The 15,140-nt window shown below is 65.8% G+C and carries 22 protein-coding genes; 1 reads left to right on the top strand and 21 read right to left on the bottom strand.

The features are described 5' to 3' along the window. Positions 1–192 precede the first annotated feature (192 nt). Positions 193–1,212: a P1 family peptidase gene (locus tag AC5RUH_RS09065; protein WP_494128399.1), complete on the bottom strand. Its 1,020-nt coding sequence runs from the start codon at positions 1,210–1,212 to the stop codon at positions 193–195. Positions 1,213–1,463: 251 nt separating this feature from the next. Here AC5RUH_RS09065 and AC5RUH_RS09070 point away from each other — a divergent pair, with 251 nt between their 5' ends. Next, entirely contained in the window at positions 1,464–3,050 is a 1,587-nt protein-coding gene (locus tag AC5RUH_RS09070; RefSeq protein ID WP_494128400.1) for an HNH endonuclease, read from the top strand. A 71-nt stretch (positions 3,051–3,121) separates the two neighbouring features. Here the strand turns inward: AC5RUH_RS09070 and AC5RUH_RS09075 are convergent, their stop codons facing one another. From AC5RUH_RS09075 to rplB, 20 genes are all read right to left on the bottom strand, one after another. Then, positions 3,122–3,967: a metal-dependent hydrolase gene (locus tag AC5RUH_RS09075; protein ID WP_494128401.1), complete on the bottom strand. Its 846-nt coding sequence runs from the start codon at positions 3,965–3,967 to the stop codon at positions 3,122–3,124. Positions 3,968–4,246: 279 nt separating this feature from the next. After that, entirely contained in the window at positions 4,247–5,074 is an 828-nt protein-coding gene (map, locus tag AC5RUH_RS09080; protein ID WP_494000473.1) for a type I methionyl aminopeptidase, read from the bottom strand. Between the two features lie 31 nt (positions 5,075–5,105). Further along, positions 5,106–5,681: an adenylate kinase gene (locus AC5RUH_RS09085; protein ID WP_494128402.1), complete on the bottom strand. Its 576-nt coding sequence runs from the start codon at positions 5,679–5,681 to the stop codon at positions 5,106–5,108. Further along, positions 5,678–6,991 (bottom strand): preprotein translocase subunit SecY, encoded by a 1,314-nt coding sequence (gene secY / locus AC5RUH_RS09090; RefSeq protein WP_493979207.1) that lies wholly within the window; start codon positions 6,989–6,991, stop codon positions 5,678–5,680. Before secY ends, AC5RUH_RS09085 begins: the two co-directional genes overlap by 4 nt. Positions 6,992–7,187: 196 nt before the next feature. After that, complete coding sequence (rplO, locus tag AC5RUH_RS09095; RefSeq protein ID WP_493979208.1) at positions 7,188–7,643, bottom strand: 50S ribosomal protein L15; 456 nt, start codon at positions 7,641–7,643, stop codon at positions 7,188–7,190. A gap of 2 nt (positions 7,644–7,645) precedes the next feature. Then, entirely contained in the window at positions 7,646–7,858 is a 213-nt protein-coding gene (gene rpmD / locus AC5RUH_RS09100) for a 50S ribosomal protein L30 (protein WP_127511076.1), read from the bottom strand. Beyond that, positions 7,858–8,574, bottom strand: coding sequence for a 30S ribosomal protein S5 (gene rpsE / locus AC5RUH_RS09105; RefSeq protein ID WP_493989347.1), 717 nt, complete (start codon positions 8,572–8,574; stop codon positions 7,858–7,860). Before rpsE ends, rpmD begins: the two co-directional genes overlap by 1 nt. After that, entirely contained in the window at positions 8,571–8,954 is a 384-nt protein-coding gene (gene rplR, locus AC5RUH_RS09110) for a 50S ribosomal protein L18 (RefSeq protein ID WP_127511074.1), read from the bottom strand. Before rplR ends, rpsE begins: the two co-directional genes overlap by 4 nt. 3 nt (positions 8,955–8,957) lie before the next feature. After that, the gene (rplF, locus tag AC5RUH_RS09115; RefSeq protein WP_494000475.1) at positions 8,958–9,494 is read right to left on the bottom strand and encodes a 50S ribosomal protein L6; all 537 of its coding nucleotides are present in this window, start codon (positions 9,492–9,494) and stop codon (positions 8,958–8,960) included. Positions 9,495–9,512: 18 nt separating this feature from the next. Next, on the bottom strand, positions 9,513–9,911 hold the full coding sequence (rpsH, locus tag AC5RUH_RS09120) for a 30S ribosomal protein S8 (protein ID WP_136784914.1): 399 nt from the start codon (positions 9,909–9,911) through the stop codon (positions 9,513–9,515). A gap of 82 nt (positions 9,912–9,993) precedes the next feature. Continuing rightward, on the bottom strand, positions 9,994–10,563 hold the full coding sequence (gene rplE / locus AC5RUH_RS09125) for a 50S ribosomal protein L5 (RefSeq protein WP_493989348.1): 570 nt from the start codon (positions 10,561–10,563) through the stop codon (positions 9,994–9,996). Next, positions 10,563–10,928 carry a 50S ribosomal protein L24 gene (rplX, locus tag AC5RUH_RS09130; protein WP_493979212.1) on the bottom strand — a complete coding sequence of 122 codons (366 nt, stop codon included), beginning with the start codon at positions 10,926–10,928 and terminating at the stop codon, positions 10,563–10,565. The genes rplE and rplX overlap by 1 nt, the downstream gene beginning before the upstream one ends. Before the next feature lie 3 nt (positions 10,929–10,931). Then, the gene (gene rplN, locus AC5RUH_RS09135; protein WP_127511069.1) at positions 10,932–11,300 is read right to left on the bottom strand and encodes a 50S ribosomal protein L14; all 369 of its coding nucleotides are present in this window, start codon (positions 11,298–11,300) and stop codon (positions 10,932–10,934) included. A gap of 380 nt (positions 11,301–11,680) precedes the next feature. Then, positions 11,681–11,980, bottom strand: coding sequence for a 30S ribosomal protein S17 (rpsQ, locus tag AC5RUH_RS09140; RefSeq protein ID WP_494000476.1), 300 nt, complete (start codon positions 11,978–11,980; stop codon positions 11,681–11,683). Then, positions 11,977–12,324, bottom strand: a complete 348-nt coding sequence (rpmC, locus tag AC5RUH_RS09145) for a 50S ribosomal protein L29 (RefSeq protein WP_494101424.1) — start codon at positions 12,322–12,324, stop codon at positions 11,977–11,979. The genes rpsQ and rpmC overlap by 4 nt, the downstream gene beginning before the upstream one ends. A 2-nt stretch (positions 12,325–12,326) precedes the next feature. After that, on the bottom strand, positions 12,327–12,743 hold the full coding sequence (gene rplP / locus AC5RUH_RS09150) for a 50S ribosomal protein L16 (protein WP_493979215.1): 417 nt from the start codon (positions 12,741–12,743) through the stop codon (positions 12,327–12,329). Beyond that, positions 12,744–13,577 carry a 30S ribosomal protein S3 gene (rpsC, locus tag AC5RUH_RS09155; protein WP_494101425.1) on the bottom strand — a complete coding sequence of 278 codons (834 nt, stop codon included), beginning with the start codon at positions 13,575–13,577 and terminating at the stop codon, positions 12,744–12,746. Then, positions 13,578–13,943 (bottom strand): 50S ribosomal protein L22, encoded by a 366-nt coding sequence (rplV, locus tag AC5RUH_RS09160; protein WP_136784918.1) that lies wholly within the window; start codon positions 13,941–13,943, stop codon positions 13,578–13,580. A gap of 38 nt (positions 13,944–13,981) precedes the next feature. Next, positions 13,982–14,263, bottom strand: coding sequence for a 30S ribosomal protein S19 (gene rpsS, locus AC5RUH_RS09165; protein ID WP_074701289.1), 282 nt, complete (start codon positions 14,261–14,263; stop codon positions 13,982–13,984). Between the two features lie 12 nt (positions 14,264–14,275). After that, complete coding sequence (rplB, locus tag AC5RUH_RS09170) at positions 14,276–15,115, bottom strand: 50S ribosomal protein L2 (protein WP_493979217.1); 840 nt, start codon at positions 15,113–15,115, stop codon at positions 14,276–14,278. Positions 15,116–15,140 lie beyond the last annotated feature (25 nt).

The raw sequence follows: 15,140 nt of genomic DNA on the forward strand, positions 1-15,140 counted from the left end.
GCCGGAGCGGTGGCTAGTTTTAGGGTTTCGCTTGCCGCTACACTCCCACTGAGCCGTACGTTCCGGCAGGCTTTCGCGGGCGCCATGCACCCGAAGATGGGCATGAAGGTAGAGACAACCAACAGACAACTGTACTCCGGAAGCCGGATAAAGTTAAATCCGGGTAAGGGTCGGGGACGCGGGCGGCAGACTTCAGCCGAGGTGCGGATACTTCTCCAGTACGACGCCGGCCGCCGCCACCCGTTCGGCACTCACCACGGCGTCCCAAATGGCCGCGGTGACCGCTTCCGCGGCCAGCACGTGCAGTTCCGCCCGGGGGTCGATGGGCCCGTCCTGCACCAGCTGCTGCGCACCGGTGGCCAGGGCGAAGACCACGTCCCCGTCCATCAGGGTGTGCGACGGGCTAACCGCCCGGGCCAGCCCGGCATGCGCGGCCGATGCCGTCCGCTTGGTCTGCGCCGGATCCAACACGGCGTTGGTGGCGACCACGCACAGGGTGGTGTTCAGCGGCCCGGCCGCCGGTGAGCCGGTTCCTCCCGGTGCTCCTGGTGCCTCTGGAACTCCTGCCGCGCCGGGTGTGCCAAGCGGTTCTTCTGCTTGCGCCGCGGGCGAGGCTCCTCTGGTCCCGCGGAACGGATTGCCGGCGGCATTGGCCACCGCGAGCGCGCCGACCACGATTCCCTCGTTCGCGCCGCCCATGCGCAGCGAGGCGGTCCCCACTCCGCCCTTGTACTGCTGGAAGCCCATCGCAGCCCCGGTGCCGGCGCCCGCATTACCCCGCTGCACTACACCAAAGTCCTCCATCGCGCCGGCGGAGGCAGCGGCGTCGTACCCCATCTGCTCATCAGGCCGCGCCCTGATGTCCCCGCCGCGGCCCAGGTCGTAAAGGGCAGCGGCCGGAACGATCGGCACCACCGCATTCTGGGTGCGGAAGCCGCGCCCCTGCTCCTCCAGCCAGCGCTGCGCGCCGTGCGCGGCCACCAACCCGAAGGCGCTGCCCCCGGCGAGCACCACGGCATCCACCGTGGGCACCAGCGTGGTGGGATCGAGCGCGTCGGTCTCGTGCGTGGCCGGCCCGCCCCCGCGGACATCCACTGCGCCGACCGTCCCGGCCGGCGGCAGCACCACGGTGACGCCGGTGAGCCAACCGTCGCCGATCTTCTGGACCTGGCCCACGCGGATGCCGGGCACGTCGGTAATGGAAGAAGCCATGGCCTCATCCTCGCCCGGAGGATGGGGATGGGCAAGGATGAGGTGCAGCGGTAAGCACGCCCGCAGTTCCCCCTGCCCACCGGTCCGCTGCGGGTTCCGAAACTGTCGTACCCGGCTAATAGCCTGTTCTTAGTAGTTCAGCAGCATCGTTGGCCATCGGGGCGGGGGCCCGGCGGCGTCTGTGGACCTTGTTCCATGACCTCTCGTAGTCGTTGCCGTGCCGCGGGCACGCCGAAGATTGAGACGCCGACATGTTTGATCCGGCCGGACCCGAGCCACCAGCAGCACCCGAAGCAGCCGAGGCACGCGAAGCAGCGCGCGGAGCGCGGCCTGCGCACGCCGAACGCGGTGGCCCGGTCGGGACGCCCGGGATCGATGCCTTCGCCGGCGCCCTGGCCCGGGTCGACCTGCTCGGTTCCGAACAGGACCTGGTGGACCGGATCACCGCGCTGGAAAACGCCAAGGACGCGGCGGCCGCCGCCCAGGCCAAGCTGCAGGTAGCCCTGGATGAGGCCACGCGGGCCCGGCGCGCCGCCGCCGGGGTCCCGAAGAACCGGCAGGGCCAGGGCATCGCGAAGCAGATCGCGCTGGCGCGGCGGGAATCCCCGCACCGCGCCGCGCTCATGCTCGGCGTCGCGAAGATCCTTGTCACCGAAATGCCTCACACCCTCAACGCCCTGGCCACCGGGCATCTGAACGAGTGGCGCGCAGCGACCCTGGTCCGCGAAACCGCGTGCCTGACCAAGGAAGACCGGGCCGCGGTGGACCAGGAACTGGCCGGCAACCCGGCCCGCCTGCACGGGCTGGGCAACCGGCAACTCGAAGCCGAAGCCAAACGGATCGCCTACCGTCTGGACCCCCGCGCCGTGGTGAACCGCGCCGCGAAAGCCGAAGCCGACCGGCACGTCTCCGCCCGCCCCCAACCCGACACCATGGTGGCCGTCCGGACACTGCTGCCCGTCGTCCAGGGCGTGGCCCTGATGGCCGCGCTGCACCGCGAAGCCGACCGGTTGCGCAACAACGGCGACGCCAGGACACGCGGCCAGGCCATGGCTGACACCATGTTCGAACGCGTCACCGGTGCCACCACCGCCGACCCCGCCCGCACCGAAATACAGCTCGTCATGACGGACCGCGCCCTGCTCCAAGGCGACAGCGAACCGGCCTGGCTCACTGGCTACGGCGTCGTCCCGGCTCAATACGCCCGGGACCTCATCCGCCTTCCGCAAAACCCGCCCGTACCAACCGGCACCGCCAGGGGCGGCACCGGCCACGCGGCGGGCTTGGCCGGCAAGAGGCCACCCGACCAAAGAGCACCGGCAGGAACGCTGACCGGCCATGAGCCGTTGGGCCAAGCGCCCGGGCAGAATGCGCCGCCGGCAGGCACCGAACCTGGTTGGAAGACCGCACGGCAGACCGCCCGACGCAGCAAAGAGCTGAAACCCGGCGGCGTTGCGGACGTCTGGATCCGCCGCCTCTACACCGCCCCCGGCACCGGGCAACTGCTCGGTATGGATTCGAAAGCCCGCAGGTTCCCGGCCGGACTACGCCGGATGGTCATCGCCCGCGACCAGGTCTGCTCCGGCCCCTGGTGCGACGCCCCGATCCGGCACATCGACCACATCGTCGCCTGGTCCGACGGCGGGAAAACCACCATTACCAACGGACAGGGCCTGTGCGAACGCTGTAACCAGGACAAAGAAGCCGAAGGCTGGTCCAGCCGGACAGTCGGCGGGCCCCTGCACCAGGTCGAAACCACGACCCCCACCGGGCACACCTACATCAACACCGCGCCGCCACCGCCGGGCACGCCTCCGCCCGGAACGAAAGCGGCCTAGCGGCCGGCCCGTTGGCGCTCGTGGCCGCTCGGTGCAGCCCTCAGACTCTTCTCGAATCCGGCGATTAGCAGCTAGCCGGCCCCGATGGCCACCAGGCTCTGCTGCCCGACGTCGAGGCACGCCCCGAGGAGTAGGACCACCACATAGGCGCTGACCGGGACCAGCAGCGCCCACTCGCGTGCCGAACCGGCATTGCCCAGCAGCGGCAGGGCGAAGTAGCCGTTCCGCCGCCAGATGGCGTTGAGCAGCGGGATCCTGCGCCACACCTTGGGTGGCTTGATTCGCAGCGGCCACAGCAGGTTCACTCCCCCGGTGGTCAGCATGTCGCCGAGCACATGCATGACGACGCCGATGCCCATGGCCAGCGGGAACCAGTTGTGCTGTTCCGGGGCGTACAGGGCGATGAAGACCGCCACAGACAGGCCGACGGCCCACGGTATTTTCTGCAGCCCGTCGGGCAGGAACTTCAGCGCCTTGGCGGCAAAGGCCACCAGCAACACGCACAGAATGCCGGCGCCCGGGTAGACCGTGCCGAACCGCTCGGTCTCGGCAGTCCAGAGCCCGGCGACCCACGCGATCGCGACGAACGCCGCCAGGCCGATCAGCGAGTGAGTGCCCCTGCGGTGCCCGCCGGCCACAGCGCCAATACCGGCACAGACGGCATTGGAGAGCGGCGGCAACGAGCGGGCGATGGTGGCGTGGCGGTGATCGGCATCCGGGACGAGTGCGGCGCCGGCGGTCACCATGGCACCGGTGATCAGGCCGAGCGGCCCCACGTCCAGCAGCCCCCAGCCCAGGGTGAGGCTCTGCCCGCCCCAGCCCATCGGCGTCGTCAGGGCATCCAGCGGTATGTGGACCTGGCTGGTGACCGCGATCCAGGCGGCGGCGCCGGAGAGGGCGTGGTGGGCTCCCATCATGATGGGCAGGGTCCTTTCGGGAGTGCGGCGTCCGCGCGCAGCCCTTCGGCCGCCGCGGTGGGGCCGGGTCGGGGTGCGGTGTCCGTGCGCAGCCAATCGGCCGCCACGGCGGACCGGGTCGCGGTGCGGTGTCCGTGCGCATCCCTTCGCCCAGCCGCGGCAGGCCGCCCCGGGTGGGCAGGATGCGGATTAACCTCTAAAGGCCGGGCCGGCTGGACGATGGATCCAGCGGGACCCGGCCTTTCGATGACGTCAGGCCAAGGGTGTGGCAGCGGGCGTTTAGTCCAGCGGTACCGGGGTAACCCCCAGCGGAGCCAGCCTGGCCGCTCCCCCGTCTTCGGCGGTCAAAACCCAGATGCCGCCGTCGTGCACTGCCACGGTGTGCTCCCACTGGCAGGACCGCGAGCCGTCCGTGGTCACGACGGTCCAGTCGTCGTCCAGCACCTTGGTCTCGATGTCCCCGCGCACCAGCATGGGTTCGATGGCCAGGCAGAGCCCGGGACGGATCTTCGGGCCGCGGTGGTTCGTCCGGTAGTTCAGCACGTCCGGGGCCTGATGCATGGCGGTGCCGATGCCGTGGCCCACGTAGTCCTCCAGGATGCCCAACGGTTTGCCCGGCACGGAGGAGACGTAGTCGTCGATGGCGTTGCCGATGTCGCCCACGCGGTGGCCGGTGGCGAGGGCGGCAATGCCGTGCCACATGGCCTCCTCCGTGACGTCGGACAGCCGCTGGTCTTCCGGATCGGCGGTGCCCACGATCACGCCGCGGGCGGAGTCGCCGTGCCAGCCGTCAATGCTGCAGCCCCCGTCGATCGAGATGATGTCCCCGTCGCCGAGCACCTTACCGCCCGGGATTCCATGAACCACTTCCTCGTTGACGGACACGCAGACCGTTGCGGGGAAGCCGTGGTAGCCCTTGAAATTGCTCTTGGCCCCGGCCTCGTCCAGCACCGCTTCGAAGGCCGCGTCCACATCCGCGGTCGTCGCGCCGGGGACGGCTGCGGCAACCGCAGCGTCCAGGGCGCGGCTGACCACCAGGCCGGCGGTCCGCATTTTCCGGATCTGGTCCTTGGTCTTGTATTCGATGCTGGGCTGGCCGAAGGCCATGGGCTGCCTCTTCTAACTGTCTGGCGGGGTGTCAGGCCGTGACGGACTTGAGCGCGGACATGATGCGCTCGGTGACCTCGTCGATATCGCCGATGCCGTCAACGGTCGCGACGATCCCGCGGTCAGCGTAACGGCTCACCACGGCCTCCGTCTGCTCGTGGTACAGGGCCAGCCGGCGCCGGATCACGGTTTCGTTGTCGTCACTGCGGCCTTCCTGCGCGGCGCGGCCGAGCAGGCGCTTGACCAGCTCCTCGTCGTCGGCGGTCAGCTGCAGCACGATGTCCAGCTGCGAGCCGGCATCGGCCAGGATGCTGTCCAACTCGTCGACCTGGCCGCCGGTGCGGGGGTAGCCGTCCAGCAGAAAGCCGTCGGCGGCGTCGGGCTGCTTCAACCGGTCGCGCACCATGTTGTTGGTGACGCTGTCCGGCACGAACTCGCCCTTGTCGATGTACTTCTTGGCCTCGACGCCGAGCGGCGTCTCTTCCTTCACATTGGCTCGGAAGATGTCTCCGGTGGAGATCGCGACGATGCCCAGCCGGTCGGAGATGCGGGAGGCCTGGGTGCCTTTGCCCGATCCGGGCGGGCCGATAATGAGCATTTGTGTCATCGCAGAAGTCCTTCGTAGTGACGTTGCTGTAGTTGTGCGTTGATTTGTTTGACGGTCTCCAGGCCCACACCAACCATGATGAGGATGGAGACGCCGCCGAACGGGAAGTTCTGGTTGGCGTTGATCAGTACCAGGGCGATCAGCGGGATGAGCGAGACGATGCCCAGGTAGAGCGCGCCGGGCAGAGTGATCCTGGCCAGCACGTACTGCAGGTACTCCGCCGTGGGGCGGCCGGCCCGGATGCCCGGGATGAAGCCGCCGTACTTCTTCATGTTCTCCGCCACTTCCTCGGGGTTGAACGTGATCGCCACGTAGAAGTAGGTGAAGAAGACGATCAGTGCGAAGTAGACCGCCATGTAGAACGGCGAGTCCCCGCTGACCAGGTAGGTGTTGATCCAGTTGACCCACTCCGGCGGCGCGGTGGTTCCGTCGGCCGGCGTGTTGAACTGGGCGATCAGGGACGGCAGGTACAGCATCGACGACGCGAAGATTACCGGGATGACACCGGCCATGTTCACCTTGATCGGGATGTAGGTGCTGGTGCCGCCGACCGTGCGGCGTCCCACCATGCGCTTGGCGTACTGCACGGGGATGCGGCGCTGCGACTGTTCCACGAAGACCACCGCGGCGACGGTCAGCAGGCCGACGATCAGCACGCCCAGGAACACGTTCACGCCCTGGGTGTTCCAGATCTCGCCCAGCGAGCTCGGGAAACCGGCGGCGATGGAGATGAAGATCAGCAGGGACATGCCGTTGCCGACGCCCTTCTCGGTGATCAGCTCGCCCATCCACATGATCAGGCCGGTGCCTGCGGTCAGGGTCAGGATGATCAGGGAGATCGTGACCAGGTTGTCCTCGGGGATGATCGGGACCGGGCAGTCCCCCAGGAGGGCGCCGGTCCGCGCCAGCGACACCAGCGTCGTGGCGTTGAGCAGGCCCAGCGCGATGGTCAGGTAACGGGTGTACTGCGTGAGCTTGGACTGGCCCTGCGGGCCTTCCTGATGCAGTTCCTGGAACCGGGGAATGACGACGCGCAGCAACTGCACGATGATGCTGGCGGTGATGTACGGCATGATGCCGAGGGCGAAGATGGACACCTGCAGCAGCGCACCGCCGCTGAAGAGGTTGACGAACTGGTACAGCCCGCCGCTGGTGTTGCCCAGCGCCAGACACTGCTGCACGTTGCCGTAGTCCACGCCGGGGGCGGGGATGAAGACGCCCATGCGGTAGACCGTCATGATGCCGAGCGTGAACAGCAACTTGCGCCGCAGGTCCGGCGTCCGGAATGCCCGGCCAATTGCGCTAAGCAAGCGTCCTCCCAAGAAGTTTCTGATGCCGCTGCGCGGCAAGTCACAAGATCCGAGTCTATCGGCTCGGCCCGTTCGCATTAAACGGGTTAAGAATACGTGGTGTGCCTTAAAGCGGCTGAACTCGTGGCGGCCGGCGTAAACCGGCCACCACGAGTTCAGTCAGAGGCTGCTAAAAGACCCCACCAGTCACGGGCTGCTAGAGCGCCGTCACGGTGCCGCCGGCGGCGGCGATCTTTTCAGCGGCACTGGCGGAGAAGGCGTCAACCTTCACATCGACCTTGACGGTGATGTCGCCGGTGCCCAGGACCTTCACGGGCTGGTTCTTGCGAACCGCACCCTTGGCCACCAGGGCGTCCACGGTCACTTCGCCGCCCTCGGGGAACAGCTCGTTGAGCTTGTCCAGGTTTACGACCTGGAATTCCACCTTGAACGGGTTCTTGAAGCCGCGCAGCTTCGGCAGGCGCATGTGCAGCGGCAGCTGGCCGCCGGCAAAGCCAGCCTTGACCTGGTAACGGGCCTTCGTACCCTTGGTACCGCGACCGGCGGTCTTGCCCTTGGAGCCTTCACCACGACCGACACGGGTCTTGGCGGTCTTGGCACCGGGGGCAGGACGCAGGTGGTGGACCTTCAGAGTTTTGTTCTCTTCTGCCATTTTTACTTCGCCTCCTCAACCTTCACCAGGTGAGAAACAGTGTTGACCATGCCGACGGTCACTGCATCGGCGCTGCGGACAACGGTGTGTCCGATGCGCTTCAGGCCCAGTGAACGCAGCGTGTCGCGCTGGTTCTGCTTGCCGCCAATGACGGACTTGATCTGCGTGATTTCCAACTGCGCATCCGACGGAGTCAGATTCTTGGGTGTGGTCATTACGCACCTGCCTTCTGCATGTTGCGCAGCAGGATAGCCGGCGCAACCTCGTCCAGGGGCAGGCCACGGCGGGCAGCCACGGAGCGGGGCTCCTCCAGGCGACGCAGCGCATCGACTGTAGCGTGCACAATGTTGATCGCGTTGGCCGAGCCGAGCGACTTGGAGAGCACGTCGTGGATACCGGCGCACTCGAGCACGGCGCGGACCGGGCCACCGGCGATCACACCGGTACCGGCAGCAGCCGGACGCAGCATGACAACGCCTGCAGCGGCTTCGCCCTGCACCTGGTGCGGAACGGTGCCGGCGATGATCGGCACGCGGAAGAAGGACTTCTTGGCCTCTTCCACGCCCTTGGCGATCGCTGCCGGAACTTCCTTGGCCTTGCCGTAGCCCACGCCGACCATGCCGTTGCCGTCGCCGACAACTACCAGGGCCGTGAAGCTAAAGCGGCGGCCGCCCTTGACGACCTTGGACACGCGGTTGATGGTGACGACGCGCTCGAGGAACTTGTCCTTCTCGGCGTCGCGGGCGTTGTCGCGGCCACGGCCGCGGCCGCCACGGTCGTTGCCACCACGGTCGCTGCCACCGCGTTCGCCACGACGGCCGCCGCGGCGGTCCTCCTGGCCGGAAGCAGCGGTGGTTTCAGCGGATCCCGCGGCAGCGGTCTCAGTTGCTTCAGTCACCTGAGTTTCCTTTTCGTTGTTCTCAGCGGTCACAGTGCCAGCCCACCTTCACGTGCGCCGTCGGCAACCGCTGCGATACGGCCGTGGTACCGGTTGCCGCCGCGGTCAAAGACCACGGCCTCAACACCGGCAGCCTTGGCACGCTCGGCAACGAGCTCACCGACGCGCTTTGCCTTGGCGGACTTGTCGCCGTCGAGCGCCCGCAGGTCGGCTTCCATGGTGGAAGCGGAAGCCACGGTGATGCCCTTGCTGTCATCGACAACCTGGACAAAGATGTGGCGTGCGGAGCGGTTGACCACCAGGCGCGGACGGACCGCGGTACCGGTGATGCGCTTGCGGACGCGCAGGTGGCGGCGGCCGCGTGCTGCGGACTTGGACTTCGAGGTCCGCTTCTTATTAATGCTGATCGCCATGGTTTACTTACCAGCCTTTCCGACCTTGCGGCGGATTTGCTCGCCGGCGTAGCGAACGCCCTTGCCCTTGTAGGGGTCGGGCTTGCGCAGCTTGCGGATGTTGGCAGCAACTTCGCCGACCTGCTGCTTGTTGATACCGGAAACGGAGAGCTTGGTGGCGCCCTCCACGGCGAAGGTGATTCCCTCGGGTGCGTTGACGACCACCGGGTGGCTGAAGCCGAGGGCGAACTCGAGGTCCGAGCCCTTGGCCTGCACACGGTAACCGGTGCCGACGATCTCGAGGTTCTTCTTGTAGCCTTCGGTGACGCCGACGATCATGTTGTTGATCAGCGTGCGGGTCAGGCCGTGCAAGGACCGCGATTCGCGCTCGTCGTTCGGGCGGGAGACGGTGATGGTGTTCTCGTCCAGGGAAGCCGTGATGGGCGAAGCCAGAGTGTGGCTCAGCTCGCCCTTGGCGCCCTTGACGGAGACGACGTTGCCGTCGATCTTGACCTCAACGCCTGCGGGAACGGTGATGGGGAGACGTCCAATACGTGACATTTAATCTCTTCCTTTCCGTTACCAGACGTAAGCGAGGACTTCGCCGCCCACGCCCTTCTTGCCGGCCTGACGATCAGTCATCAGCCCGGAAGAGGTGGACAGGATTGCGATGCCCAGGCCACCGAGTACGTGCGGCAGGTTGGTGGACTTCGCGTAAACGCGCAGACCGGGCTTGGAGATGCGGCGGATGCCGGCGATGGAACGCTCGCGGTTCGGACCGAACTTGAGTTCCAGGGTCAGCTTCTTGCCAACCTCGGCCTCTTCTTCCTTCCAGCCGGCGATGTAGCCTTCGGCCTTCAGGATGTCGGCGACGCGAGCCTTGAGCTTGCTGTACGGCATCGACACTGAGTCGTGGTATGCCGAGTTGGCGTTGCGCAGACGCGTGAGCATGTCTGCGACAGGATCTGTCATAGTCATTGTGGGCTCTTGCCCTTCCTCGTAACGGTTTCCTCGCTCCGGTCAGCGCTGGGCGCCGGGGCGGGACCTTTCACGTAGCTAATTAATCTTCGGTCTTGAACGGGAAGCCCAGCGCCTTCAGCAGCGCGCGGCCCTCGTCATCGGTCTTTGCAGTGGTTACTACGGTGATATCCATACCGCGCACGCGGTCGATCTTGTCCTGATCGATCTCGTGGAACATGGACTGTTCGGTCAGACCGAAGGTGTAGTTGCCGTTGCCGTCGAACTGCTTGCCGTTGAGGCCGCGGAAGTCGCGGATACGGGGCAGGGCCAGGGTGACCAGGCGGTCCACGAATTCCCACATGCGGTCGCCGCGCAGCGTCGCGTGGGCGCCGATCGGCATGCCTTCGCGCAGCTTGAACTGGGCGATGGACTTGCGGGCCTTGGTGATCTGCGGCTTCTGACCGGTGATCTGGGTCAGGTCGCGCACGGCGCCGTCGATGAGCTTGGAGTCCTTGGCGGCATCTCCAACACCCATGTTGACTACGACCTTGACCAGGCGGGGAACCTGGTTCACGTTCTCGTACTTGAACTCGTCCCGCAGAGCCTGCTTGATCTCGCCGGCGTAGCGAGTCTTCAGGCGGGGGACGATCTTGGTGACAGTCTCAGTCATTAGAGGTCCTTCCCGGAGGCCTTGGACACGCGGATGCGCACAGTGCGCTCACGTCCATCACGCTCGACGGTTTCGGTGCGGTAGCCAACGCGGGTCGGCTTCTTGGTCTCGGGATCGACGATCGCCACGTTCGAGATGTGGATCGGGGCCTCAACGGTCTCGATGCCACCGGTCTTCGTGCCGCGTTCCGACTGCCCGGCCTTGGTGTGCTTGGTGACGCGGTTAACGCCTTCGACCAGCACCCGGTTGGACTCCGTGAACACCTTCAGGACCTTGCCCTGCTTGCCGCGGTCGCCGCCGCGCTCAGCCTTGGCACCGGTGATGACCTGAACCAGGTCACCCTTCTTGATCTTGTACTTAGCCATGGACTACAGCACCTCCGGAGCCAACGAGATGATCTTCATGAACTTCTTGTCGCGAAGCTCACGGCCGACCGGGCCGAAGATACGGGTACCGCGGGGGTCGCCGTCGTTCTTGAGGATCACGGCTGCGTTCTCATCGAACTTGATGTAGGAACCATCCGCACGGCGGCGTTCCTTCTTGGTGCGAACGATGACAGCCTTGACGATGTCACCCTTCTTGACGTTGCCGCCGGGAATTGCATCCTTGACGGTGGCAACAATGGTGTCGCCAATGCCTGCGTAGCGACGGCCGGATCCACCGAGAACGCGGATGGTCAAGATTTCCTTGGCACCCGTGTTGTCGGCGACCTTCAGTCGCGACTCCTGCTGAATCACTTATTACTCCTGTCGTCGCGCCGGTTCTCATTGCTGAGCCTTGCGGAACGGATATGGGTAGCCCGCACCGTAACTCCCCCTGACCGCACGCGTGTGCGGTCCGAAGGCGGTTGCGGGAATTTGCCTATTCTGTCCATGCGGAAGGATGGATGGTCTTTCCAAACGGCACAGGCAAGATTACTAGTTTATGACCAAGACACCCCGGACGTGAAATCACGGCCAGGGGCTTGTGCTTTTCAAAGGGTCCGCGGCCGAAACCACGGTCCCTTCCAAACCCTTCCGGCTGCTCCGGCGGACCGGGATCCTCTTGTGCCGGAAGGGAAACTTAAGGGTGCGGGGCCCGCCCGCTCGGCAGGCGGGCCCCGCGCAGGACGTAGGTCCTACTTGGCCTTTTCGATGATCTCGACCAGGCGCCACCGCTTGGTGGCGGACAGCGGCCGGGTCTCGGCGATCAGAACCAGGTCGCCGATGCCGGCGGAGTTCTGCTCGTCGTGGGCCTTGCGCTTCTCGGTCCGGCGGATCACCTTGCCGTACAGCGCGTGCTTCACGCGGTCCTCAACCTCGACCACGATGGTCTTTTCCATCTTGTCCGAGACGACGTAGCCGCGGGCGGTCTTACGGTAACCGCGAGCCGGAGTGGCTTCTTCCACAGTTGCATCCTTGTTCGTGTTTTCGCTCACTTGGCCTCATCCTCCGAAGCGGGGGTTTCGGTCTCGGCGGTTTCGGCTTCGGCGGCCTTTTCAGACTTCTTAGCCTTCTTGGCCTTCTTCTCCTCAACCGGAGCCTCCGCAGAAGCAACGACCTCGGGACGAATGCCCAGCTCGCGCTCACGCAGCACGGTGTAGATGCGCGCGATGTCCCGCTTGACGGCCTTCAGGCGGCCGTGGTTTTCCAGCTGACCGGTGGCGGACTGGAAACGGAGGTTGAACAGCTCCTCCTTGGCCTTGCGCAGCTCCTCTGCGAGACGGTCCTTATCGAAAGTCTCGAGCTGATCGGTTGCCAGTTCCTTTGAACCAACTGCCATTTCTATTCACCACCTTCGCGACGCACAATGCGTGCCTTCAACGGCAGCTTGTGGATCGCCAGGCGCAGGGCCTCGCGAGCTACCTCTTCATTGACACCGGACAGTTCGAACAGAACCCGTCCCGGCTTGACGTTGGCGACCCACCATTCCGGCGAACCCTTGCCGGAACCCATGCGGGTTTCGGCCGGCTTCTTGGTCAGCGGGCGGTCCGGATAAATGTTGATCCAAACCTTGCCGCCACGCTTGATGTGGCGGGTCATCGCAATACGGGCCGCTTCGATCTGGCGGTTGGTGACGTATGCCGGCGTCAGAGCCTGGATACCCCACTCGCCGAAGCTGACCTCGGTGCCGCCGGAAGCAGCGCCGGAACGACCCGGGTGGTGCTGCTTACGGAACTTAACTCGACGTGGGATAAGCATTTAAGCTTCTCCTCCTTCTGCCGCCGGCGCTGCTGCCTCAGCGGCAGGTGCCTCGGCCTTGGCTGCGCCCTCGCCTGCGGCGGGAGCGGCAGGACGGTCATTACGACGACGGCGCTCGCCACCGGCAGGGCGGCCCGGACGGTCGCCGCGGCCACGCGAGGACGGAGCGGCAGCCTGCTGGGCCGCCAGTTCCTTCGCGGTCACGTCGCCCTTGTAGATCCAGACCTTGACGCCGATGCGGCCGAACGTGGTCTTGGCCTCGAAGAAGCCGTAGTCGATGTTCGCCCGCAGCGTGTGCAGGGGCACACGGCCTTCGCGGTAGAACTCCGAGCGGCTCATTTCGGCGCCGCCGAGGCGACCGGAGCACTGGACACGGATGCCCTTGGCGCCGGCGCGGGTCGCGGACTGCATGGCCTTCTTCATGGCGCGGCGGAAGGCCACGCGGGAGGTCAGCTGCTCGGCGATGCCCTGGGCAACCAGCTGCGCTTCGATCTCCGGGTTCTTGACCTCGAGGATGTTCAGCTGCACCTGCTTGCCGGTGAGCTTCTCCAGCTCGCCGCGGATGCGGTCTGCTTCGGCGCCGCGGCGGCCGATCACGATGCCGGGGCGGGCGGTGTGGATATCCACACGCACGCGGTCACGGGTACGCTCGATCTCAACCTTCGCGATGCCCGCGCGGTCCATGCCCGTGGACATCAGCTGGCGGATCTTCACGTCCTCGCGGACAAAGTCCTTGTAGCGCTGGCCGGCCTTGTTGCTGTCAGCGAACCAGTGGGAGACATGGTCGGTGGTGATACCGAGTCGGAATCCGTGCGGGTTTACTTTCTGTCCCACTTACTGGTCCTCCTCTTTCTCCGGGGTAGCGACAACAAGCGTGATGTGGCTGGTCCGCTTCTTGATGCGGTAGGCACGCCCCTGGGCGCGCGGCTGGAACCGCTTCATGGTGGGGCCTTCATCTACGAATGCTTCGCTGATGTACAGGTCGCTCTCGTCAAAGGCGACGCCGTCGCGGTCCGCGATAACGCGGGCGTTGGCGACTGCCGACGCGAGTACCTTGCTGACCGGCTCCGAAGCTGCCTGCGGGGCAAACTTCAGAATTGCCAGAGCCTCATTCGCCTGCTTGCCACGAACAAGGTTGACGACGCGCCGGGCCTTCATAGGCGTCACGCGAATATGGCGCGCAATAGCCTTGGCTTCCATTGCTTTCCTTCTCTCGTCTTCTGCCGTAAGAGCAGCGCCTAGCGGCGCTTGCCCTTGCGGTCGTCCTTCACATGGCCGCGGAAGGTCCGCGTCGGGGCGAATTCGCCGAGCTTGTGCCCGACCATCGACTCAGTGACAAACACCGGGATGTGCTTGCGTCCGTCGTGTACGGCAATCGTGTGTCCGAGCATGTCGGGCACGATCATCGAACGGCGGGACCACGTCTTGATGACGTTCTTGGTGCCCTTTTCGTTCTCTGCAGCTACCTTCACGAAGAGGTGCTGATCGACGAAGGGGCCTTTCTTCAGGCTGCGTGGCATGTTCCCAGGCTCCTATCGCTTGTTCTTGCCAGTACGACGGCGACGCACAATCAGGCGGTCGCTTTCCTTGTTCGGGCGGCGGGTGCGGCCCTCGGGCTTGCCATTCGGGTTGACCGGGTGACGGCCACCGGAGGTCTTGCCCTCGCCACCACCGTGCGGGTGGTCGATCGGGTTCATGGCCACACCGCGGACGGTCGGGCGAACGCCCTTCCAGCGCATGCGGCCGGCCTTGCCCCAGCTGATGTTGGACTGCTCGGCGTTGCCCACTTCGCCGATGGTTGCGCGGCAGCGCACATCAACATTGCGGATTTCGCCGGACGGCAGCCGGAGCTGGCCGTACTTGCCTTCCTTGGCCACCAGCTGCACGGAGGCACCGGCGGAGCGGGCCATCTTGGCACCGCCGCCCGGGCGCAGCTCCACGGCGTGGATGACCGTACCGACGGGGATGTTGCGCAGCGGCAGGTTGTTGCCCGGCTTGATGTCGGCGCTGGCGCCGGCCTCGACCGTGTCCCCCTGCTTCAGCTTGGCCGGAGCCAGGATGTAGCGCTTGGTGCCATCAACGTAGTGCAGCAGGGCGATCCGCGCGGTGCGGTTCGGGTCGTACTCGATGTGAGCGACCTTGGCGGGCACGCCGTCCTTGTCGTGGCGACGGAAGTCGATCAGACGGTACTGGCGCTTGTGTCCGCCGCCCTTGTGGCGGGTAGTGATCTTGCCGGAGTTGTTACGTCCACCTGACTTGGTCAGCGGGCGCAGCAACGACTTTTCCGGCGTCGATCGCGTGATTTCAGCGAAGTCGGCTACGCTCGAGCCGCGACGGCCCGGTGTAGTCGGCTTGTATTTACGGATTCCCATAGTTCAATTCCTCGTTAAAGTGGTC

The organism is Arthrobacter sp. Y3223166 (assembly GCF_059090935.1).